The 20,405-nt window shown below is 61.7% G+C and carries 23 protein-coding genes; 12 read left to right on the top strand and 11 right to left on the bottom strand.

Features of this window, described 5'->3' with window-relative positions; all coding sequences use genetic code 11:
* Positions 1 to 9 precede the first annotated feature (9 nt).
* Positions 10 to 1,119, top strand: a complete 1,110-nt coding sequence (mraY, locus tag AACH73_RS08515) for a phospho-N-acetylmuramoyl-pentapeptide-transferase (RefSeq protein WP_272741459.1) — start codon at positions 10 to 12, stop codon at positions 1,117 to 1,119.
* 218 nt (positions 1,120 to 1,337) lie between these two features.
* Positions 1,338 to 2,744 carry a UDP-N-acetylmuramoyl-L-alanine--D-glutamate ligase gene (gene murD / locus AACH73_RS08510; protein WP_272741458.1) on the top strand — a complete coding sequence of 469 codons (1,407 nt, stop codon included), beginning with the start codon at positions 1,338 to 1,340 and terminating at the stop codon, positions 2,742 to 2,744.
* Positions 2,745 to 2,868: 124 nt separating this feature from the next.
* Here murD and AACH73_RS08505 read toward each other — a convergent pair whose 3' ends face one another.
* Both AACH73_RS08505 and AACH73_RS08500 read right to left on the bottom strand, forming a co-directional pair.
* Positions 2,869 to 3,606, bottom strand: coding sequence for a TorF family putative porin (locus AACH73_RS08505; RefSeq protein ID WP_338734566.1), 738 nt, complete (start codon positions 3,604 to 3,606; stop codon positions 2,869 to 2,871).
* Positions 3,607 to 3,653: 47 nt separating this feature from the next.
* Positions 3,654 to 4,598, bottom strand: a complete 945-nt coding sequence (locus tag AACH73_RS08500) for a nitronate monooxygenase family protein (protein WP_272741456.1) — start codon at positions 4,596 to 4,598, stop codon at positions 3,654 to 3,656.
* Positions 4,599 to 4,675: 77 nt separating this feature from the next.
* On the opposite strand from AACH73_RS08500, the gene queF reads away from it, so the two are divergent.
* Positions 4,676 to 5,137, top strand: a complete 462-nt coding sequence (gene queF, locus AACH73_RS08495) for a preQ(1) synthase (protein WP_013479332.1) — start codon at positions 4,676 to 4,678, stop codon at positions 5,135 to 5,137.
* Positions 5,138 to 5,384: 247 nt separating this feature from the next.
* On the opposite strand, the gene AACH73_RS08490 is transcribed toward queF, so the two are convergent.
* The 3 genes from AACH73_RS08490 to AACH73_RS08480 form a co-directional block, all read right to left on the bottom strand.
* A complete protein-coding gene (locus AACH73_RS08490) occupies positions 5,385 to 5,822 on the bottom strand; it encodes a hypothetical protein (protein ID WP_338734565.1) in 438 nt (145 codons plus the stop codon).
* 115 nt (positions 5,823 to 5,937) lie between these two features.
* Positions 5,938 to 7,173: a hypothetical protein gene (locus tag AACH73_RS08485; RefSeq protein ID WP_338734564.1), complete on the bottom strand. Its 1,236-nt coding sequence runs from the start codon at positions 7,171 to 7,173 to the stop codon at positions 5,938 to 5,940.
* A 101-nt stretch (positions 7,174 to 7,274) separates the two neighbouring features.
* Positions 7,275 to 7,907, bottom strand: a complete 633-nt coding sequence (locus AACH73_RS08480) for a nitroreductase (RefSeq protein ID WP_338734563.1) — start codon at positions 7,905 to 7,907, stop codon at positions 7,275 to 7,277.
* Between the two features lie 78 nt (positions 7,908 to 7,985).
* Between AACH73_RS08480 and AACH73_RS08475 the strand changes: the two genes are divergently transcribed.
* From AACH73_RS08475 to AACH73_RS08465, 3 genes are all read left to right on the top strand, one after another.
* Positions 7,986 to 8,657 (top strand): NUDIX hydrolase, encoded by a 672-nt coding sequence (locus tag AACH73_RS08475; protein ID WP_338734562.1) that lies wholly within the window; start codon positions 7,986 to 7,988, stop codon positions 8,655 to 8,657.
* A 15-nt stretch (positions 8,658 to 8,672) separates the two neighbouring features.
* The gene (gene cysE / locus AACH73_RS08470) at positions 8,673 to 9,500 is read left to right on the top strand and encodes a serine O-acetyltransferase (protein ID WP_126419648.1); all 828 of its coding nucleotides are present in this window, start codon (positions 8,673 to 8,675) and stop codon (positions 9,498 to 9,500) included.
* A gap of 258 nt (positions 9,501 to 9,758) precedes the next feature.
* Positions 9,759 to 9,959: a DUF3126 family protein gene (locus tag AACH73_RS08465; protein ID WP_272741450.1), complete on the top strand. Its 201-nt coding sequence runs from the start codon at positions 9,759 to 9,761 to the stop codon at positions 9,957 to 9,959.
* 6 nt (positions 9,960 to 9,965) lie between these two features.
* Here the strand turns inward: AACH73_RS08465 and AACH73_RS08460 are convergent, their stop codons facing one another.
* From AACH73_RS08460 to rpmH, 5 genes are all read right to left on the bottom strand, one after another.
* Positions 9,966 to 10,781 carry a DUF3445 domain-containing protein gene (locus tag AACH73_RS08460; protein ID WP_338734561.1) on the bottom strand — a complete coding sequence of 272 codons (816 nt, stop codon included), beginning with the start codon at positions 10,779 to 10,781 and terminating at the stop codon, positions 9,966 to 9,968.
* Positions 10,782 to 10,831: 50 nt separating this feature from the next.
* Positions 10,832 to 11,527 (bottom strand): ribosome biogenesis GTP-binding protein YihA/YsxC, encoded by a 696-nt coding sequence (yihA, locus tag AACH73_RS08455; protein ID WP_338734560.1) that lies wholly within the window; start codon positions 11,525 to 11,527, stop codon positions 10,832 to 10,834.
* Positions 11,528 to 11,735: 208 nt separating this feature from the next.
* A complete protein-coding gene (gene yidC / locus AACH73_RS08450; protein ID WP_338734559.1) occupies positions 11,736 to 13,712 on the bottom strand; it encodes a membrane protein insertase YidC in 1,977 nt (658 codons plus the stop codon).
* Between the two features lie 19 nt (positions 13,713 to 13,731).
* Positions 13,732 to 14,070 carry a ribonuclease P protein component gene (rnpA, locus tag AACH73_RS08445; RefSeq protein ID WP_338734558.1) on the bottom strand — a complete coding sequence of 113 codons (339 nt, stop codon included), beginning with the start codon at positions 14,068 to 14,070 and terminating at the stop codon, positions 13,732 to 13,734.
* Between the two features lie 514 nt (positions 14,071 to 14,584).
* On the bottom strand, positions 14,585 to 14,719 hold the full coding sequence (rpmH, locus tag AACH73_RS08440) for a 50S ribosomal protein L34 (protein WP_013479320.1): 135 nt from the start codon (positions 14,717 to 14,719) through the stop codon (positions 14,585 to 14,587).
* A gap of 247 nt (positions 14,720 to 14,966) precedes the next feature.
* On the opposite strand from rpmH, the gene AACH73_RS08435 reads away from it, so the two are divergent.
* The 4 genes from AACH73_RS08435 to AACH73_RS08420 are packed head-to-tail and all read left to right on the top strand — an operon-like array spanning position 14,967 to position 17,745.
* Positions 14,967 to 16,610: a HAMP domain-containing sensor histidine kinase gene (locus AACH73_RS08435; RefSeq protein WP_272741443.1), complete on the top strand. Its 1,644-nt coding sequence runs from the start codon at positions 14,967 to 14,969 to the stop codon at positions 16,608 to 16,610.
* Between the two features lies 1 nt (position 16,611).
* Entirely contained in the window at positions 16,612 to 17,022 is a 411-nt protein-coding gene (locus tag AACH73_RS08430) for a DUF1801 domain-containing protein (RefSeq protein ID WP_272741442.1), read from the top strand.
* 46 nt (positions 17,023 to 17,068) lie between these two features.
* The gene (locus AACH73_RS08425; RefSeq protein WP_272741441.1) at positions 17,069 to 17,374 is read left to right on the top strand and encodes an autorepressor SdpR family transcription factor; all 306 of its coding nucleotides are present in this window, start codon (positions 17,069 to 17,071) and stop codon (positions 17,372 to 17,374) included.
* Positions 17,371 to 17,745, top strand: a complete 375-nt coding sequence (locus tag AACH73_RS08420; RefSeq protein ID WP_338734557.1) for an ammonium transporter — start codon at positions 17,371 to 17,373, stop codon at positions 17,743 to 17,745. Before AACH73_RS08425 ends, AACH73_RS08420 begins: the two co-directional genes overlap by 4 nt.
* On the opposite strand, the gene pip is transcribed toward AACH73_RS08420, so the two are convergent.
* Positions 17,742 to 18,734 (bottom strand): prolyl aminopeptidase, encoded by a 993-nt coding sequence (pip, locus tag AACH73_RS08415; protein ID WP_338734555.1) that lies wholly within the window; start codon positions 18,732 to 18,734, stop codon positions 17,742 to 17,744. The two genes, AACH73_RS08420 and pip, sit on opposite strands and share 4 nt — an antisense overlap.
* 52 nt (positions 18,735 to 18,786) lie before the next feature.
* On the opposite strand from pip, the gene AACH73_RS08410 reads away from it, so the two are divergent.
* Complete coding sequence (locus AACH73_RS08410) at positions 18,787 to 20,007, top strand: MFS transporter (RefSeq protein WP_338734554.1); 1,221 nt, start codon at positions 18,787 to 18,789, stop codon at positions 20,005 to 20,007.
* Positions 20,008 to 20,044: 37 nt separating this feature from the next.
* The gene (locus AACH73_RS08405; protein ID WP_272741437.1) at positions 20,045 to 20,281 is read left to right on the top strand and encodes a hypothetical protein; all 237 of its coding nucleotides are present in this window, start codon (positions 20,045 to 20,047) and stop codon (positions 20,279 to 20,281) included.
* The last annotated feature ends 124 nt before the right edge of the window (positions 20,282 to 20,405 follow it).

Genomic DNA, 20,405 nt, shown 5'->3' with positions numbered 1-20,405 from the left:
GGACACTCTATGTTTTATTTTCTGTATGAGCATTTCGCGGCGCTGGATCACTGGCCGCTGCTCAATCTCCTGAAATATCAGACCGTGCGCGTCGGCCTGGCCATCATCACCTCCTATCTGGTGGCGGTGGGTCTCGGCTCGCGGTTTATCCGCTGGATGCGCGCCAGACAGGGCAAGGGGCAGCCGATCCGCGAAGATGGCCCGCAATCGCACCTGCTGACCAAGAAGGGCACGCCGACCATGGGCGGGCTGATGATTCTGGCCGGTATTCTGGTGGCGACGCTTCTGTGGGCGGACCTGCGCAGCCTGACCGTGTGGGTGGTGCTGGGCGTCACCATGATTTACGGTTTTCTGGGCTTTATCGACGACTATGCCAAGGTGACCAAGCAGTCCTCGGCCGGTCTGTCGGGGTCGCAAAAGCTGATTGCGCAGTTCATCGTGGCCGGTATAGCGGCCGCGCTTTTGGTCTTTTACGGGCCGCAGTCGCCGACCTCATCGGGGCTTTCGACCTCTCTGGCCGTGCCGATCTTCAAGAATGTGCTGTTCAATCTCGGCTACTTCTACATCGTCTTTGCCGCCGTGGTCATTGTGGGCGCGTCGAACGCCGTCAACCTGACCGACGGGCTGGACGGGCTGGCCATCGTGCCGGTGATGATCGCGGCGGGGACGTTTGGCATCATCTCCTACGCCGTCGGCAACTATGTCTTCGCCAACTATCTTAACGTCCACTTTGTGCCCGGATCGGGTGAGGTGGCGGTGTTTCTGGCCTCGGTCATCGGCGGGGGCATGGGCTTTTTGTGGTACAATGCCCCGCCGGCCAAGATCTTCATGGGCGACACGGGTTCGCTGGCCCTGGGGGGCGGGCTCGGCATGACCGCCGTGGCCGTCAAGCACGAGATCGTGCTGGCCATTGTCGGCGGCCTGTTCGTGGTCGAAGCCCTGTCGGTCATGATCCAGATCGGCTATTTCAAGCTGACCGGCAAGCGGGTCTTCCTGATGGCGCCGATCCACCACCATTTCGAAAAGAAGGGCTGGGCGGAATCGACGGTCGTCATCCGCTTCTGGATCGTCGCCGGGATTTTGGCCATGGTCGGTCTGGCCACGTTGAAGCTGAGATAAAAGTGTAGCCACCCCACCCCCATTGGCTCCGCCAATGGTCCCCCTCCCCGGTAAACCGGGGAGGTACACGGTAGACCCCTTACACCTCCCCGCTGGCGGGGAGGGGGACCGCACGAGTTTGCGAAGCAAATGAGATGCGGTGGTGGGGTGGTTCTGAGTCATACCGGCCAGATGCAGTCAGCATCTTCGGCCGTTGGTATCGGTATGGAGACATCGGTTTGATCCCCGTCAAAGGTTTTGAAGGCAAGCGCGTAGCGATTTTCGGTCTGGGGCGGTCCGGCCTGTCGGCGGCGCGCGCGCTGAAGGCCGGCGGGGCCGAGCCGCTTCTGTGGGACGACAAGCCGCAGTCGATGCTCAGCGCCTCGAAGGAAGGCTTCACCATCGAAAACCTCAAGGTCGCCGACTGGTCGGAAATCGACGCCCTGATGCTGTCGCCGGGCGTGCCCCTGACCCATCCGGAGCCGCACTGGACCGTAAAGGCGGCGCAGGAAGCCGATGTGCCGGTCATCGGCGATATCGAGCTGTTTGCGCGCACGCTAAACACCCTGCCGGAAAAGCAGCGCCCGAAGACCGTGGCCATCACCGGCACCAACGGCAAATCGACGACGACGGCCCTGATCGGCCATATCCTCAAGGCTGCCGGGCGCGACGCCCATATCGGCGGCAATATCGGCATCGGCGTGCTCGATCTGCCGGAAATGCACGCCGGGACGGTCTACGTCATCGAAACCTCCTCCTATCAGCTCGACCTGACCCAAACCTTCCGCCCGGACGTGGCGGTGCTGATGAACTTCTCGCCTGACCATCTCGACCGGCATGGCGATATGGACGGCTATATCAAGGCCAAGAAGCGTATCTTCCTGAACCAGACGGCGCATCAGACGGCGGTGGTCGGCACGGACGATGAGTGGTCGCAGGCCGTGGTGACGGAAATGACCGCGCACCATTCGGTCAATCTCATCCCCATTTCATCGCGGCGCACCTTGGGGCGCGGCGTCTATGCGCTGAACGGCGTCATCTACGACGCCACGACCGACCGCGCGCGTCAGATCATCGACCTCAAAACCGTCCGCACCCTGACGGGCCGCCACAACTGGCAAAACGCCTGCGCCGCCTATTCGGCCTGCCGGGCGCTGGGCCTGACGGTCGAAGCGATTGTGGCGGGCATCCGGTCCTTCCCCGGCCTCGACCACCGGATGCAGGAGATCGGGCGCATCAAGAATGTGCGCTTCATCAACGACTCAAAGGCCACCAATGCAGATGCGGCGCGTCAGGCTATGTCAAGCTATGACGGCTTTTACTGGATCGCCGGTGGCCGCGCCAAGGCGGGCGGCATAGAGGAGCTGAAAGACCTCTTCCCGCGCGTGAAGCACGCCTATCTGATCGGTGAGGCGGCGGAGCTGTTTGAAAAGACCATCGGTACGGCGGCCCCCTGTACCCAGTCGCGCCTCTTGTTCACCGCCGTGGCGCAGGCCTTTGCGGCGGCGGAAAAGTCCGGCAAGGAAGAGGTGGTGCTGTTGTCCCCGGCCTGCGCTTCTCAGGACCAGTTCACCGACTTCGAAGCGCGCGGCGATGCGTTCAAAGAGGCCGTGGCCGACATCCAGCGCAGCCTGGCCTCGGCCTAGCGCGGTGCATAGTGCCGAAGGTTATGGCTAAGGCCACAGGCTTTGTGGCTATGGCGTACGCCCCCTCCGCCTGCTCGCAGGCTCGCCCCCTCCTCCCCATGCCTTCGGCACAGGGAGGAGGGAGTTAAAACCGTCGTTGCAAGGCCACCACGAAGCGGTCGCCGTGCGCTTTGGAATAGTCATGGCGGTTGGTGTCGTAATAACGCAGATCCAGCGACATTTTGGCATTCAGCGCCAGCGTTGCCCCGGCATTCCACGCCGTGTAGGTGCGTTTGGGCTCGGTGCGCCGCTCGCCGATGCCGCCTGACGCGCTCCAGCGATCCGACAGTTTCTGCGCCGCCCCAAGTTCATAATAGAAGGCCGCTTTGGTCGCGCCCGATGAATCCGGCGACCAGATGGTCAGCGCCTTCAGCGTCGTGCGCCCGAAGGTGCGGCTGGCCTCACTCTGCCACTCGACGAAGTGTGTATCGCTGCCCGGCCGCGCGCCGCCATTGACCTTATAGATGATCTGGCTGTTGAGGTGGATATCCGGCCCGACCGACCAGCGGCCACCGATGGCCAGCGCGCTCTGATCGTCGCTGCCGTCCGAACCGCGCACGGTCTTCAGGCGCGCCGACACATAGGCCCAGTCGCGCGAGGCGGTCACCGCCGCCGACACCTGCCCGTTGCCTTGCGTTTCTGAAATGCCCTTGCTGCCCGAATCCGTGGCCACACCCAGTTGCGCCCCGAACTTCCAGCCCTGCAAGGCCTCGGTCCAGTCATCGCTCCAGTCGGCTATGCCCGCCGGGTCGGCCATAGCCGGTGTGGCCATCAGCGCCGAAGCCACAGCCAGCCCGCGCCCAAGTTGCAATAAAAGTGTCACAATACTCGCGGTAACGGCGCTTTGTGTCGGCAATAAGGCGCGAAAACTCAGCCAACCTTCTGCGTAAACTCGGCGCGGGCGGCGTTAAACTCGGCTTTCAGCCGCGCGATCAATTCAGAGGTGGGGAGGATGTCGCGCACATTGCCCGTGCCTTGCCCCGCCGACCACAGGGTCTTCCACGCCTTGGCCTCGTCGCTCATCTCGTGGTCCATGTCCATCTTGGTGGTCATGTCCTTCAGCATGTCTTTGGTGATACCGTGGCTTTCGAGCGAGGGCAGCAGGAAGGAGGCGGGCACACCCGAAATGGCCGGCGTATAGACGATGTCCTTGGCCGACGACTGGGTCAGCATGGTCTTGTAGCCGTCGCTGGCCATGGCCTCTTCGGTAGCAATAAAGCGCGTGCCCATATAGGCGAGGTCGGCCCCCATCATCAGCGCCGCCGCCACGTCCGACCCGCGCGACAGGCAGCCCGACAGGACGATGGTGCCGCTGTACCACTGGCGGATCTCACCCAGAAGCGCGAAGGGGTTATAGGTGCCGGCATGGCCGCCTGCGCCGTTACAGACAAGGATCAGCCCGTCCACACCGGCCTCGGCGGCCTTTTGCGCATGGCGCACGGTGGTGATGTCGTGGAAGACTACGCCGCCATAGGAATGCACCGCATCGACCACGTCACGTACCGCCCCCAGCGAGGTGATGACCAGCGGCACCTTCTTTTCGACCGTCACCATCATATCGGCCATCAGCCTTGAATTGGTCGGGTGGACGATCATATTGACGCCGAAGCGCGCATCCTCAGGCGTCAGCGCCCCTTGAATTTCGTCGAGCCATTGCGCATAGCCTTCAGTGGTCCGCTGATTGAGCGCCGGGAAGGTGCCGATCATGCCGCTTCGGCACGTCGCAATGACCAGCTCCGGCCCGGAGACCAGGAACATCGGCGCGGCAATGGCGGGGAGGCTGAGGCCCGCTTTCAGGGTATCCGGAATGGCCATGGTCGTTTCTTGCCCTTAAGTAAACTGTTGTATTCGCTTAATTATTATCCTATTCGAATGAAAAGGAAAGGTCGTTCATGGCGCACTATACCGATAATCTGACGCAACTGGGCCAGCAGTTGGGCGCGCCGACCGACCCGGACAGCGCCGTTTTGGAGCGCGTACCCAATCCGCACGCCGATATTGACTATGTGGCGCGCTTTACCGCCCCGGAATTCACGTCCCTGTGTCCGGTGACGGGGCAGCCCGATTTCGCGCACCTGGTGATCGACTATGTGCCGGGCGAGTGGCTGGTCGAGTCGAAATCGCTGAAGCTGTTTCTGACGGCCTTCCGCAATCACGGGGCTTTCCACGAAGACTGCACCATCTATATCGCCAAGCGCCTGCGCGACCTGCTGGCCCCGCGGTGGCTCAGGATCGGCGGCTTCTGGTATCCGCGTGGCGGCATCCCGATTGACGTCTTCTGGCAAACGACCGAACCGCCGAAGGGCGTGCTGATCCCCGACTTCGGCGTGGCCACCTATCGCGGCCGGGGGTGAGGGTCAATTATACCTCCCTGCCCTTGGGCGGGGAGGGGGACCGCACGAGCCTGTCTGAGCCTTGGCGAAGACAGGTGAGATGTGGTGGGGGGGTGATTTTCTGAAATTCAAAAAGGGCAAGGCTGAGACGTTTTCAAAGGCCACCCACTCCCGCACCTGAGGCTTCGAGCGTTACGCGGTCCCAACGCTGGCGAAAGCTATACTTTCGCTGGCGCTATACCCCAAACACGTTGGGGAGGTATAAGAATTACGACGTGTCTTTGCGGGTCTTCGCGGGTGCGACGGGCGGCTCAAAATGCCGGGCCATGAACTGTCTGAGGCTTTCGGGGTCGCCCTTGGCGGCGCGATGCAGGGTTTTGGCCTTCAGGGCGAGCGCACGGGTGGCGATATCAAACTGCGTCTCTTTGCCGGTGGCAGGGGCCGGTGAAGACGCGGTCTTCCCCACCGCTACCGGTCGTTCGATACGGGCCACGGCGTTTTTGATCGCCTTGGCTTCGGTGGCGTCGCAGCGGGCATAGAGCCGCTCGATCAGCAAAGCGCGGCGGATGCCTTTTTCGATTTCTTCGCCGGTTTTGGGGTCTGCCTCACGGCTGAGCGCCAGCAACATCCGGTCGGCTATGGCGCGCAGATGCCCGCGCCGGGTTTCCGGTGTTAGAGCCTCGGGGATGTCTGCCGCTGTGTCCATCCGAGCGAGGATAGACCGCCGTCAAACAGCGGGGATAGATTTGTTCTGTCTCTCGCGCCAACGGGGGAGTGGAGAAACGGGTGCAGGGTCTGTGACCCTGCCGGCCGAAGGCACCTTATTCAGGTATTTGAATATGAATAAATTCGGCCGGGTGCGGGTAATCATTTTTAAGGCGCGCCCATTGCGCCGGGGTGATGCCATCGGCAAAAAGATACCGCGCGGGATAGGAGTCGGGTTCTATGGGTTTTTCACCGCAAACCTCCATCACCTGTGCCCATGAGCGCAGGATCGTTGTCCCCTCTTCTGGCCCCTGAACGACAAAGGCATCGACCTTTGGCATGAGAGCCGAAACGTCCCAGACCAATGAAGCCAGCAAGGTTTGGTCTTCGCTTTCCTCTTCCTGAAACGTCAGAATATCCGCGACGAAGACATCCCGTCCAGTGCGCTCCATGTAGCGTGCCAATGCAAAGTGCTGATCGCGGTAATCGAACAGGACCTGCTCCGTTTTCAGCGGCTTGAGCGCGGCCAGTGGACCAGAGAAATCCTCAATTAACTGCCACTCACCGTTTAAGAGCATGACCGGGGCGCAAGCGATGGGGCGCGCTTCTTCCAAAAAGATGTTCAGGGCCACTTTGGCCATGTGGCGGAGCGCCTCGGCCTCCTCTGACCCGGCGGTGAAAACCAGAGATCGCGACGCCACAATGGCAACAGGATGCCCTTTGAGGTCCAGATGCGTGAAAGCGTCGGGCATCAGAAGCAGCGATGCGTCAAGATAGTCGCCTGAGTCGGAAACGTAAAATCCTTCGTCCTGCAAGGCAAAGCGGACGGGCTTTTGTTGCCGCAGATTGTGAAGCGCCACATACCGCATCTCTTCGAACGTCCGCCCCCACTGTTGCAGGGTTTGATCGCTACAGGTGGCAATGCTGTAAGGGCTATCGACAATCAGAATCTCGCTCATGTGCTCACAAAAGGGCTTCTGAGCCATTTTGTAGGTGGGGGGATCGTCACCGAGGCCCTCCTGCATCCACATGTTTTCCATGAAGCCGCGATGGCGCAAAGAGGGTAGCAGAAGCGGCGACACGGCGTCTAAATCATCCATCTCGATGCGCGCTTGCGTCATCTCAAGGACCATGTTCAGCAAATGGTCGAGCAGTGCCGATTTGTCTTCGGCTTTTTGCCAGTCTGCATGGCTGTTCTGCAAAAAGAGCCGCTGATCCTGGCCGACAAGCAATGCAAAACCCGCACGGACATAGGTCAGGGGCTGCGTCCAGCCTTTCTTTTTGAAATGACGGATAACGGTCTGAGCGAAACGATCTTTGTCGTTTCCAAACACACGGTCAAGCCACCCCATAACAGCCACCTCTTTCACTCTGATCCATAAGTTGAGCCAAGAGGAAAAAGGTGCAGGGTCTGCGACCCTGCCCGCCAGAGGCTCTTCTACCGAGGCCTAAATCACCCCTCCCAGAAGCTCACCCGTTCGGCATAGTCCGGGCGATCGCGTTCCAGCGGCGCTTCGGTGGGCGTGCCGAGATAGATGAAGCCCGCCACCTCTTCGCCGTCCTTGAGGCCCAAAAGCGCCTTGGCCTCGGCGTCATAGGCGTACCAGTCGGTGATCCAGTTGGCGCCATAGCCCATGGCCCCCGCCGCGATCAGCAGGTTCTGACAGATGGCGAAGGCCGAGCCCATTTGCTCCCACAGGGGGATCTTGTGCGGCTGAACCGGCGAATAGACCACCAGCAGGGCTTGCGGCGGTGTGGAGAGTTTGAGGAGTGCGCCCGCCTGCACCTTATCACCGCGCGCTTCGGCCAGAGCGCGCAGCTTATCGACCAGCCGCGCCTTCGATTCCGGCGTGAAACGCACGATGCGCCAGGGGCCGATCTTGCCGTGGTCGGGCACGCGGAAGCCGATCTTCAGCAGCACCTCCATCTCGTCTTCGGACGGCGCGGGCAGGCCAAGCGTCGGGGCCGGGGTGGAGCGCCGCGTCAGCAGCAGGTCCAGGGTTTGCGCCGAGATTTTAGCGGGCAGGGGCGTGCCAAAAGGAATGGGAGCGAGGTCCAGTTGGCGAATATCGGCTTTGGCGGTCATAAAACACTCTTCATCGCAAATACGGTCTTGATCTCTTATAGGCCGCACTGGCAGGTTTTGACAGACCGGAGGCCCCTGATGAGCGATACCTTTTCCGACGACATTCCGCCGCGTGCCGTGTCGCACCGTCAGGAACACAGCCTGCCGGGCTGGGACTCCGCCGAAAAGGATGCCACCCGTCCGCGCTGGCGCACCCTTGTCGGGCGGACCGTCTATCAGACGCCGTGGATATCGGTCGAAAGCCATGAAACCGTGGCACCGACGGGTAAGCCCGCTCATTACGGCTTCGTGCACTTCCGTAACCGCGCCGTGGGCGTGGTGCCGTTGCACGACGACGGGACGGTGACCATGGTCGGGCAGATGCGCTTTGCGTTTGATGCCTGGAGCTGGGAAATCCCCGAAGGCGGGGCGCACTTCGACGAAGACCCGATGGCAGGGGCGCGGCGTGAACTGCGCGAAGAGACAGGACTTGAGGCCGCGACGCTCACCGAAATCCTGCGCTACGACCTGAGCAATTCGGTCACGGACGAGACGGCGATCCTCTATCTCGCCACCGGTCTGAGCGAAGGGGAAACCGACTGGGACGACACTGAAAACCTTGAAATCGCGCGGGTTGCCTTCAAAGACGTGCTCGAAGCTGTTATAAAAGGGCAGATACGGGACTCCTTAACCGTTGCGGCGGTACTGAGGGTGTACCATATGGCTGTCACAGGGGCGCTGGAGGCGTCGCTGGCAGCAAAGATTGTGTGAGGCAAAGGGTCAAAGATGGCGCAACCGTTTGAGGTGATTACACCGCAGGACAAGCCGATCTGGCTGACCCTGCGTCAGGAAGCCTCCGACGTGGTGGCGTCGGAGCCGGGTCTGGCCTCGCTGCTGCATTCGACCATCCTGTCGCACGACGATCTGGCCTCGGCCCTGTCCTATCATATGGCGCGCAAGCTGGCCGACGACACCCTGCGCGGCATGACCGTGCGCGAGATGGTGCAGCGCTATCTCAAGGCCGACAGCGCCCTGGTCGAGGCGGCGGAGGCCGATCTTCAGGCCGTCTATGAGCGCGACCCGGCGGCCAAGGGCTATCTGCAAACCTTCATGTTCTTCAAAGGCTTCCTCAGCCTGCAAGTCTATCGTATCGCGCACCGCCTGTGGCAGGACGGGCGCTTTACCATGGCGCACTTGCTGCAAAGCCGCGTGTCGGAGCTGTTCCAGATCGACATTCATCCGGCGGCAAAGGTCGGTAAGGGCGTGCTGATGGACCACGGTACCGGAATCGTCATCGGCGAAACGGCGGTGGTGGGCGATGAGGTGTCGATGCTGCACGGCGTAACGCTGGGCGGCACGGGCTCTGAACAGGGCGATCGTCACCCCAAGATCGGCCGTGGCGTGCTGCTGGGGGCCGGGGCCAAGGTGCTCGGCAATATCGAGATCGGTGAGTTTGCCAAGATCGCCGCCGGTTCGGTGGTCCTGAAGCCCGTCCCGGCGCACTGCACAGCCGCCGGCGTTCCGGCACGGCTGGTCAACTGCCAGACCTGCCCCGACCCGGCCCGGTCGATGGATCAGACGCTTTCGGACGTCATTTACGACTACGTGATTTAACTCACCCAAAAGTCTTGGCCTGCGGCCAATACATTTTGGGTGGGGTCAATATCGAGCAAAATTCTCTTGGGGCGGCCCGGCGAGAATTTTGCGCTTTAAGGCTTTAAGTGAAACACAAATGCTTGGGGAAGGGCGCGCCTTGGGGTTTGCCTCTGGCGGCGTTCGCGGCTAAACAGACACACACACCTTATCCCCGCCCCGCTGAAATCGTGCTTTGATCGCATCGTTCAGGGCCCCGCCATTCAAGAGACACATCACATGACGCCTGCAGAAATCACCAAGGTGCAAGCCTATCTGACCCAGACCTTCGGCACCAAGGGCCTTGAGGTCCGTGCCCGCAAGCAGAAGGACTCCGCCGAGGTCTATATCGGCGAAGACTTTGTCGGCGTCGTCTATGTCGATGAGGACGAGGAAGGCTCCTACCTGTTCGAAATGGCCATCCTCAAGGAAGACCTGTAATTTCCTTTAGCGGATAGGCGTACCCCTGAGGCGGTGCAGTAACCGCTCACGTTCGGTGCGCAATCCCTTATATTCGCTTTGCGCCTCATCGAGGGCTTCGATCTGACGGATCAGGCCTGCGGTGAGGCGTTCGCGTTCCGGATGGGCCTCAATGGCCTCCAGCGGCGTCAGGTGGATGCCGATGGTGAACAGCACCGCACCCGTCTGCGGCAGTTTACGCAAGGTCTGACGTTCAACGCGCACATAGACGGTGTCGGCGCGGTCGCCGCGTCCGAAGCGCTGCGGTGGGGACAGGTGGGGATGGTGCAGCGTGTCCGTGCCGTATAGCGACCAGTTCCAGCGAATGACCGGTTCATCGGGAAGCAGATTGTCGAAAATGCGCTCGATGATCGTGGCGTTGCGTGTCCCGGTCTGAAAATCGGGCACCGGGCCATGCACCTCATGCAGAGGCTTGCCCAGCTTGTCCGGCAGCGACCACGAGGAGGGGAAGCAGATGCAGCCGGCCGTCAGCCGCCAGCCTTCCGGCGATTTTTGCAAGATGGCCAGGTCTTCGGCCACCAGTCGCGCCGCGGCCATCAGCGGGGCGTCAGACGGCGAGGCGGGGGTGTTGAGCGTGCTTTCGATCAGACGCAGGGCTTCGGCTTGCGCGGCTTCGGAGCCCGGTTGCGCACCGAACACGGCGTCGCGGTCCTGGCTCAAGAGGCGTTCTTTTTCTGCCAGATAGCGGGGCAGGCGCTCATCACGCTCCAGCCACGCCGCGTCTCCCAGCGGGGCCAGACCGATACGAAACAGAGGCTGCGAACCGTCAAAGGGCGCGTGCATGAGCGCTATCTTATACCTCCCTGCCTCTGGCGGGGAGGTATGAATGAGACTTACGGCGCGACCGCGCAGGTCGTCATGATCTCGGCGCGCAGTTCGGGGATGCCGTGGCCTTTTTCCGAAGAGGTCGCCAGCACCACCGGGTGCGCCGCTGGCCGCTTTTTGATCTGGGCCTGCGTCTTCTCGATGACGGCCTTCAGCTCGTGCGGCTTGATCTTGTCGGCCTTGGTCAGGACGATCTGATAGGAGACGGCGGCGACGTCCAGCGCGTCCATCGGCTCATTATCGACCGCTTTCAGCCCGTGGCGCGCGTCGATCAGCAGATAGGCGCGTTTGAGGTTCGGCCGGCCGCGCAGATAGTCGCGCCCCAGATTCTGGAACTTCTTGACCTCGGCCTTGGACGCCTTGGCCCAGCCATAGCCGGGCAGATCGACCAGCCGCAGCTTTTCGTCTAGCACGAAGAAGTTGACTTCGCGCGTGCGGCCCGGCTCGTTGGAGGCACGCGCCAGGTGGTTTTGCCCGACCAGCGCATTGATCAGGCTCGACTTGCCGACATTGGAGCGCCCGGCAAAGGTCACTTCGGGCAGGTCGGCGGCGGGCAGTTGCTCGATCTTGGCCGCGCCCATCATGAAGGTGGCCGGGCGCGCAAACAGCACGCGGGCGGCTTCGAGCGTTTCGGCGGAATAGAGCGCCTCTTCAGCCGTCTCAGCGGCGGGCGTCTCAGCGTTATTTTGCGTTTCGTCGGTCATGGACGGGCCTTTAAAACCTATACCTCCCAACACGTGGGGGAGGGGTATCTTGCGAGCTACAAATAGCAAAGGGGTGGAGATTGAAGAACCCCCACCACCACATCTCGTTTGCCTTCGGCAATCTCGTGCGGTCCCCCTCCCCAGCAAGCTGGGGAGGTATAAGAAAGGACCGGCTCTCCGCGCAAAAGGCGGTAGGTAGCGGATCGCCTTAGTCCTTTTTCGTCCCGCGGGTGCGTTTGGTGCCGCCTGCCGAGCTGCCCGTGGCCGCCGGCTTGCGCTTGCGGGCCGGGGTGCCTTGGGTCACTTCGCCTTCGTGGATGGCTTCCTCCGCCACCTCGATGACGTGCGCCGCTTCGGACTTCGGCTTGGTTTTGGCGACCTTGCCCAGCAGGGTGTCGATCGGGTTTTCGACGCCCATCTGACGCATCAGGGCGTATTGCTGCGCCACGGTCAGGACGTTGTTCCACACCCAGTAGATCAGCAGGCCCGAAGCAAACGGCGCCATGATGAAGGTGAACATCACCGGCATGAAGGCGAAGATCTTGCGCTGCATGGGGTCCGGCATCGGTGGGTTCATGCTCTGCGACAACCACATGGAGGCCCCGTACAGCAGCGGCAGGACGCCGATGTGCAGCGAGGTCGCCATCAGCCCGCCGATGACCGGCAGGGTGGCCGGATCGTAGGGCAGCAGGCCGAACAGGTTGAACATCGTCGTCGGGTCCTTGCTCGACAGATCCTGAATCCAGCCGAAGAAGGGCGCGTGGCGCATTTCGATGGTGACGAACAGCACCTTGTACAGCGAATAGAAGACCGGCATCTGCACGAAGATGGGCAGACAGCCCGACATCGGATTGACCTTTTCCTTCTGGTAAAGGCCCATCATTTCAATCTGCATCTGCTGCGGATTGCCTTCGTGCTTCTTCTTCAGCTCCTCGACCTGGGGCTGAAGCATCTTCATCTTGGTCATCGACTCATAGGATTTATGCGCCAGCGGGAAGAAGATGAGCTTGACCAGAACGGTGAGGCCCAGAATGGCCAGACCGAAATTGCCGACATATTTGAACAGGAAGTCCAGCACGAAGAACATCGGGCGGGTGAAGAACCAGAACATGCCCCAGTCGATGGCCTTGTCGAACGACGGCAGGTGCAGCTTGTCCTGATAGGCGGCCAGAAGCGAGGCCTGCTTGGCACCGGCAAAGACACGATAGGTGACGCTGACCGGCTGACCTGGCTGCACCGTCACGGCGTCGGCGACATAGCCCGCCTGATAGAGGAAGTTGAAGTCCTTTTCGTCGGCCGGGGTCTGATCCGTCGCCTTCATGGCGGCGTGAATCTTCGCCTTCTGATCCGGAATGACCGCGGCCAGCCAGTATTTGTCGGTCAGGCCCATCCAGCCGCCGGTGGAGTCGGCCTTGAAACCGGCCTTCTTCTCGTCCTTTTCCCACTTGTGGAACTTGAATTCCGGGGTGGTATAGGCCTTGCCCGTGGCGTCCTTGGAGAAGGCCCCGATACCGCCTTCGTGTAGGATCATGTTCTTGCCGAGCGCGTCGGGCGCGCCCTGACGCACGACATTGGCATAGGGGGCCAGAGTCACCGCCGCGCCCGTGGCATTGACCACGGTATCGGTGACGGTGATCATATACTTGTCATCAAGGCTCAGGCGGCGTTCAAAGCGCAGGCCCGTACCGGCATCATAGCCCAAGACCACGTCCTTGCCCAGCGACAGCACGCTGCCCGACAGCACGGTCCACACGCTGTTGCCCGACGGCAGGCCCGGCACATTGGCCCCGACCCAGCCCGATTCGGCATAGTAGGCGTGCTCGGCCCCTTGCGGGCGGAACAGCTCGACATTGGGGGAGTCGGCCTTCAGCGTCTCTTTATATTGCTTGAGGAACAGGTCGTCGATGCGCGCCCCGGCCAGAGACAGCGAACCCTTCAGCGCCGGGGAGTCGATGGCGACGCGCGGCGTGGCGGCGACGGCCTGATCGCGCGTCAGCTTGCCTTCGACAAACAGCGACTCCGGCGTGGCGACGGGGGCCTTGGCGGCCTCGATCTTCTTCTGCGCCATGGCGGCGGCGCGTTCCTTCTCCATCTTGGGTCCGGCCACAAAGAACTGATAGCCGAACAGGATCGCCATGGAGAGGGCGAGGAAGATGAACATATTGCGATTGTCGTCGCGCTTCATGAGAGACTCTGAAGAGGGGTTAAACTTTGGGCGACAGCCTTATCAGGGCGCGTTTGACATCGTCAAGCAAACCTTGCCACGGGCAGGACTTGGTTGCGTCGCGCGCAATGAAGACATAGTCGTGACCGGGGCGGCCGTGGTCGGGCAAAAGGGCGCGGGCCGCTTCGCGCATCCGGCGCTTGGCGCGGTTGCGTTCAACCGAACCGCCGGTCTTTTTCGTGGCGGTAAAGCCTACGCGGATGGTGTCGTCCCCGTCATTGCGAAAGCGCGCCTGAATGACCACCGTCGGGCGCGCCTGATAGGCCGCCTTGTTGGCGGCCAGAAAATCGCTGCGGTTTTTCAGAACGGGAAAGGTCATTTGAACGTCTTATACGTCCCTGTATCTGAGGGGAAAAGGTGGGGAATGTATGTATAGACTCCATACCTGATCATCGCCGTTTGAACCTGGGTGGCGGCCTGTCTCCTCCCTGCGGCGTAAGCCGTGGGGAGGGGGACCGCTAGCGCAGCGCAGCGGTGGAGGGGGATGGCTCAGTTCTTACCACCCTCTCTAGAGTGATGTGCGGAAAAGTGTGAGCGGTTTTCCGCAAAAACATCGCGACAAAACAAAAATTTAGAGCGAAATGACGATTCCGCTTAAAGTCATTTTGCTCTTGTGATTCAGGCGCCTAATGATCAGGGTTTCGGGCTGAGGCACGGTCTTGAGTCATCCCCCTCCGCTTCGCTACGCTCAGCACCTCCCCATTGCTTCGCAACAGGGAGGAGAAACCGCGCTGCCTTAGACACCCACGCCAAGGGCAGGGGTGAACACAAACGAAAAAGGCCCTCGAATCGCTTCAAGGGCCTTTTCCTGTGTCGGTGGTCCGAACTGCGGGTTAGGCAGTCAGGCGCTTGCGGCCCTTGGCACGGCGACGGGCGACGACTTTTTGGCCATTCTTGGTGGCCATGCGCGCGCGGAAGCCGTGGCGGCGCTTGCGGACGAGACGGCTCGGCTGGTAAGTGCGTTTCACGGTTGTAGCTCCGGGGTTTGGACACGATAACCCAGTGTGTGCGAGCCATCGTTGAAAGAAGAGGCGGCGTCACTAAACCGTGAGCGCGGGCTTGTCAATGGCTATGCGCCGGGATTCGCACCTCAGACGCAGAATCTTTATGAGGCCGTGAGCGCGCGCCGGGTGATTTTACACTGACCCTTCACGGATTTGTGTTAATATGTGTCTCTACACATATGTCGTCTGAGCGGCCACACCCAAGAGCGGAATGTCGAGCGATCTGACCGAAACCCTTATCGAAAACGGCACGCGCAAGGATCTGACACCGGGCCGGCGGTTTCGCGTGGGCGCCCCTCTGTGGCGTGAAGCCGAGGACGGGGCGGCGGCCAGCCCGCGTCCGCGCAAATGGCACGACCACAGTCTGCAAGCCTTTCTGGCCAGGCGCTGGAAGGCGCTCAGGCCGCATCTGAAACGCGGCTGGACCGATTTTCGCTCATTTTTCAGCGGTCTGTCGGGCCACCTGCTGGCTTTGACAGCGGTGTTCGTGGCGGTGATGGTGGTCATTATCATGGTGCCGACGCTCGCCGCCTATCAGGAACGCTGGCTGATTGACCGCGTGCGTCAGGCCGAAATCGCCTCTCTGGCGCTCGATGCCTCGGCCGAAGGGGCGGTGTCGCGCGAATTGTCGAGCCAGTTGCTGAACAGCGTCGGGGCCTCCTATCTCGCCCTGCAAAGCGGCGGTGTGCAGTTCGTTCTGCGCGACCCCAGCAGCACGGTCGAACCCGATGTCATCGACATCCGTCATCAGGAGCGCGGCCTCAGCGACGACCTGACCTATCTGTGGGGGCCGTGGAAGACCCTGTCGGGGCGCGAAGACCGCCTGATCCGCACTGAAGCCGTACCCAAGGTGCGCAAGGGCACCGACATTATCGAAATCGTCGTCCCGGCCCAGCCACTGAAACAGGAGTTGCGCGAACAACTGGGGTCGATCCTGCGCCTGTCGCTCCTGATTTCGCTGGTCGCCGGTGCCCTGATCTTTGCCGCCCTGTCCTTCTTTGTGGTGCGTCCGGTGCGGCAACTGACGCGCTCGATCGCGCGCTTCAAGGAAAATCCCGAAGACGGTGCTGCCGTGCCGCAACTGTCCGGTCGTCATGATGAGATCGGGCAGATTGAGGAAGAGTTGTTCAAGATGCAGCAGGAGGTCGGCCACGCGCTGCGCACCCGCGCGCGACTGGCGGCGCTGGGGCAGGCGGTGTCGAAGATCAGCCACGACCTGCGCAACATGCTGACGGCGGCGCAGATGGCGTCTGAGCGTCTGGCCTATTCCGGCGACCCCAATGTCACCAAGGCCTTGCCGCGCCTGGAACGGGCGCTGGACCGCGCCCTGACGCTGGCGCAAAACGTGCTGAACTACGGCAAGACGGACGAAATCCCGCCGCGCATCCAGATTTTGCGCCTGAAAGACCTGTCTGAGGCCGCCGCCGAAGACGCCGGACTGGCGCTCAATGCGCGCACGCCGGACCGCGTGCGCTTTTCGCTGAAGGCGGAGCAGGGCTTTTTCTTTGAGGCCGATCCTGACCATATCCACCGCCTGCTGGTCAATCTGATGCGCAATGCGCGTCAGGCCATTGAAAACCAGCCGAACCGCAAGACGGTGGGGCGCGTGACGCTGAGCGCGGTCAAGACGGCGGAAGAGGTGATTCTGGTCCTCTCCGACAACGGGCCGGGCATTCCCGAGCGCGTGCGCGAAAAGCTGTTTCAGCCCTTTTCGACATCCCTGACCCCCGGCGGGTCGGGGCTGGGGCTGGCCATTGCGCGCGAACTGGCGCAGACGCATGGTGGCGATGTCAAGCTGATCGACACCGGACCGTCGGGCACATCCTTTGAGGTGCGTATCCCGCAGAAGGGGTGAGATGACAGAGAACGCCCCCAAACGCCTCTCTGGCGGCAATCCGCAGATCGCCAGAGGCTATGGCGATGCGCCCGTGCAGACCTATATCGCCGCCATGCCCGGCTGGAAACGCGCCATTGGCGCGCAGATGGATGCGATCATCACGCAGGCCGTTCCCGGCGTCGAAAAGGCGGTCAAATGGAACACGCCCTTCTACGGCCTCGAAAAGGACGTGTGGTTCACGGGGTTCCACTGTTTCGACCGCTATATCAAGGTCAGCTTCTTTCGCGGCACCGCGCTCGACCCGGTACCGCCGGGTCCGTCGAAACAGGCCGAGGTGCGCTATTACGATATCTACGAAGACCGCTTCGACCCCGAACAGTTCGCCGATTGGGTCAAACAGGCCAGCCAGCTACCCGGTGTGAGGGCGTAAGCCATCACGCTTGACATAAATTCGACGATTAGCTAATTATCGAATCATGAATCTGGTCTTCAAAGCCCTTTCCGATCCGACGCGCCGCCGCGTCTTGCAACTGCTGCAAGGCGGGCCTCTGAGCGCCGGTGATCTGTGCGACCATTTCGATGTGTCCAAACCCACCATGTCGGCGCACTTCGCCGTGCTGAAAGAGGCTGATCTGGTGCACACCGAAAAGGCGGGAAAGTCGGTCATCTATCACCTGAAGCTCTCGGTGCTCGAAGAGGCGCTGCTGGGCTTTGCCCATTCGTTCGGTCTGGGGTCAGACGCCGCAGAGCCCGGAGCTGTCAAGCTGGAGGTTGCGAAGTGAAAACAGACATCTTTGCGGGCCTCATCTGGGCCGGAGCCTTGATCGGTCTGGCCTTATTGGCCAGTTTCGCCCGATCGCACGGCTGGATTGATCCGGAAACCGCTCTGCGCGCAGTGGCTATGAATGGTCTGGTGGTCGCTTACTATGGCAATCGGGTCCCGAAGGTTATTGTCCCAAGTGCTTTGAGGCGGCAGGCGAACCGCTTCACCGGCTGGATGATGGTGGTCAGCGGCTTTATCTATGCCGGTTTTTGGGCCTTCGCGCCGCTGGACATGGCCATGATCTTTGGCACCGGTGCGATGGCGGCAGGTCTGGCTCTCTGTGTCCTCTACTGCCTGTGGATGCGGACGCAAATGCGGGCCAGCGTTTAGCTCACCACCGTTATCGCTTCGTCCGCCGCCGCGACGAGGCCATCGAGCACGCCGGGATCGGACGAGGAATGCCCGGCCTTTTTCACCAGATGGAATTTCGCTTCCGGCCACGCCCGGTGCAGGTCCCAGGCCGAGGTCATCGGCGTGACCACATCATAGCGGCCCTGCACGATCCACGCCGGGATGTTCTTGAGTTTGTGAACGTTTTCCAGAATCCAGTTATCGCTTTCAAAGAAGCCACGGTTCTGGAAGTACCACGACTCGATACGGGCAAAGGCCACGGCAAAGTCGGGATCGGTGAACTTGGTCGGGGCCTCTGGCGGGCCTTCGATCGACAGGGTATCGCCTTCCCAGCCCGACCACGCCAGCGCGCAACGCACGCGCTCAGCCGCATCGTCACCGTTCAGCCGTTTGATATAGGCCGCCAGCAGGTTCCCGCGTTCGGCCTGCGGGATCGGGGCCACAAAGCGCTCCCACAGGTCGGGATAGAGGTTGGCCGCGCCACCCTGATAGAACCAGTCCAGCTCCGATTGCCGCACCAGAAAGATGCCGCGTAGGATCAGGGCCGATACCCGCTGCGTATGGGTCAGGGCGTAGGCCAGAGACAGGGTTGACCCCCATGAGCCGCCGAACACCACCCATTTATTGACCCCCAGCCGTTCCCGCAGCGATTCCATATCGGCGACCAGATGCCAGGTGGTATTATCTTCCAGAGACAGGTCCTGTGAGGCGTGCGGCCGTGATTTGCCGCAGCCGCGCTGATCGAACAGGATGATGCGATAGGCCTTCGGATTGAAGTAGCAGCGCAGGTTGGGGCTGGTCCCGCCGCCCGGTCCGCCATGCACCACCACCACCGGAATCCCTTGTGGGTTACCGCTTTGCTCATAATAGATTTGATGTTTCCCCTCCGTCGGCATATAGCCGGTGTCGTAGGGTTCGATCTCCGGATAGAGACCTTTTGGCAATGTGACGACGGCTTGATCGGTCATAAGGAAACTTGTGCAGCGGGCTGTGGCGGTTGCCGCCGATCAAAGACCCATTATGCGCAGCGATTCAAGCCTTTTTGCCCTGGCGACCGTAAAGCGGCAGAGCCTTTTCTACGCCCTGATCTTTATCGGGTCGGGGGCCAGCCTGCCCTATATGCCGCTATGGTTCGCTTCAAAGGGCATGAGCGGGGCGCAGATCGGCCTGATTCTGGCCCTGCCGCTGCTGCTGCGCGCGGTGACCGGGCCGGTGATGGGGGTATGGGCCGAAACCTTCCCGCTGTTCCGGTCGCCCATGCTGCGGCTGGCCATAGCAGGCGGGCTGGCCTATGGCGGGCTGATGCTGTGGCCGCTGGCCGGGGAGGCGCGCTTCTGGCTGTTCGTCGCCCTGTGGGCGGTCGGCTATAGCTGCATCACCTCGATCAGTCCCTTGCTCGATGTCATGACCATCCAGATGTCGAAGCGCGAAGGCTTCAACTATACCGGTCCGCGCGCCGTGGGGTCGGCGGCCTTTATCGCGGCCAATATCGCGGTGGGTTACGGGCTGAACCTTTTGGGTGTCGATCTGATTATCATCTGGGTGGTTGTGCTGTGTTTTGCGGCGGCGCTGGCGGCGTGGCGTCTGTTGCCGGCGGCTCCGCGCCACGTCGAAGAGGGCGGGGGCCGCGCCCCGGCCTATCTGCCGCAGGAAACGGGGGCGCAGCGCGTCAGGGCCCTGCTCGGCAATCCGGTCTATGTCCTGTTGCTGGCGGCGATGGGCTGCGTGCAGGGGGCGCACGCCTTCTATTATGGCTTTTCCACCATTCTGTGGAAGGGGCAGGGGCTCGATGGCGCGACCTGCGGCTATCTGTGGGGGGCGGGGGTTGCGGCGGAAATCCTGTTCCTGATGTTCGGCTTTCGCCTCAGAAACCGCTTCGGCTCGTGGACCCTGTTGCTGGCGGCGGCGGGCCTCAGCGTCGTGCGCTGGTTCCTCATGGGGTTTGTGCCGCCGGTGGGCGTCCTGTGGCCTTTGCAGACCCTGCACGCCTTTTCGTTTGCCGCCTGCTATCTGGCCGGGCTCGATCTGGTCAACCGCATGGCCACGAAGGGCTCGGAAAGTCTGGCCCAGACGCTCAATGCCGCCTGGGTGACGGGCGTGATGATGGGCCTGTCCACCCTCGCTTCAGGGCCGCTCTATGACGCTCTGGGCAGCGGCGGCTACTGGGTGATGGCGGGCATGTCGGGTGTGGGGCTTCTGATCGCCGCCTATCTCTACCGTCGTCAGGTGCTGCGGCCGTAACGTTGACAATTTTCGAGCTTGGGCGGACACTGTGGGTATGACCGTTCGCCTCAACATAGACCTGCCTGATGACATCAGCGCCTTTGTCGATGCCCAATCGGCCGAGGGCAGCCCAGCCGACTATATCCGGCGTCTGATCGAAGAGGACATGATGCAGGCCGAAGTGATGTCCAGCCTGCTGCGGGGGCTGAATCAGGCTCGGCGTGGTGAGGTCGTGCCCCCAAGCGTGCTGGACGAGATCATAGCCGAACTTGAGGCTGCCCCCAAAGAATGACCGCTCCCTATGTGCTTTCGGCGGAAGCCGTGAAGGCGTTTCGAGACATCAGCCGGACCACCGCTGCCAGATGGGGAACGGATCAGGCGGCAAAGTATTTGTCGATCTTGATAACCGGATTTGA

Origin of the sequence: Asticcacaulis sp. DW145 (assembly GCF_037101385.1) — a bacterium.
Lineage (GTDB): Bacteria > Pseudomonadota > Alphaproteobacteria > Caulobacterales > Caulobacteraceae > Asticcacaulis > Asticcacaulis currens.
This window is presented reverse-complemented; position numbering and strand designations above follow the sequence as displayed.

Bases quoted from the DNA above. Each gene is read 5' to 3' on its own strand.
- mraY (WP_272741459.1), top strand. From the start codon at position 10: ATGTTTTATTTTCTGTATGAGCATTTCGCGGCGCTGGATCACTGGCCG.
- AACH73_RS08500 (WP_272741456.1), bottom strand. From the start codon at position 4,598: ATGGCCATTCCGGATACCCTGAAAGCGGGCCTCAGCCTCCCCGCCATT.
- queF (WP_013479332.1), top strand. From the start codon at position 4,676: ATGGCGCACTATACCGATAATCTGACGCAACTGGGCCAGCAGTTGGGC.
- AACH73_RS08490 (WP_338734565.1), bottom strand. From the start codon at position 5,822: ATGGACACAGCGGCAGACATCCCCGAGGCTCTAACACCGGAAACCCGG.
- AACH73_RS08485 (WP_338734564.1), bottom strand. From the start codon at position 7,173: ATGGGGTGGCTTGACCGTGTGTTTGGAAACGACAAAGATCGTTTCGCT.
- AACH73_RS08480 (WP_338734563.1), bottom strand. From the start codon at position 7,907: ATGACCGCCAAAGCCGATATTCGCCAACTGGACCTCGCTCCCATTCCT.
- AACH73_RS08475 (WP_338734562.1), top strand. From the start codon at position 7,986: ATGAGCGATACCTTTTCCGACGACATTCCGCCGCGTGCCGTGTCGCAC.
- cysE (WP_126419648.1), top strand. From the start codon at position 8,673: ATGGCGCAACCGTTTGAGGTGATTACACCGCAGGACAAGCCGATCTGG.
- AACH73_RS08465 (WP_272741450.1), top strand. From the start codon at position 9,759: ATGACGCCTGCAGAAATCACCAAGGTGCAAGCCTATCTGACCCAGACC.
- AACH73_RS08460 (WP_338734561.1), bottom strand. From the start codon at position 10,781: ATGCACGCGCCCTTTGACGGTTCGCAGCCTCTGTTTCGTATCGGTCTG.
- yihA (WP_338734560.1), bottom strand. From the start codon at position 11,527: ATGACCGACGAAACGCAAAATAACGCTGAGACGCCCGCCGCTGAGACG.
- yidC (WP_338734559.1), bottom strand. From the start codon at position 13,712: ATGAAGCGCGACGACAATCGCAATATGTTCATCTTCCTCGCCCTCTCC.
- rnpA (WP_338734558.1), bottom strand. From the start codon at position 14,070: ATGACCTTTCCCGTTCTGAAAAACCGCAGCGATTTTCTGGCCGCCAAC.
- AACH73_RS08435 (WP_272741443.1), top strand. From the start codon at position 14,967: ATGTCGAGCGATCTGACCGAAACCCTTATCGAAAACGGCACGCGCAAG.
- AACH73_RS08430 (WP_272741442.1), top strand. From the start codon at position 16,612: ATGACAGAGAACGCCCCCAAACGCCTCTCTGGCGGCAATCCGCAGATC.
- AACH73_RS08425 (WP_272741441.1), top strand. From the start codon at position 17,069: ATGAATCTGGTCTTCAAAGCCCTTTCCGATCCGACGCGCCGCCGCGTC.
- pip (WP_338734555.1), bottom strand. From the start codon at position 18,734: ATGACCGATCAAGCCGTCGTCACATTGCCAAAAGGTCTCTATCCGGAG.
- AACH73_RS08410 (WP_338734554.1), top strand. From the start codon at position 18,787: ATGCGCAGCGATTCAAGCCTTTTTGCCCTGGCGACCGTAAAGCGGCAG.
- AACH73_RS08405 (WP_272741437.1), top strand. From the start codon at position 20,045: ATGACCGTTCGCCTCAACATAGACCTGCCTGATGACATCAGCGCCTTT.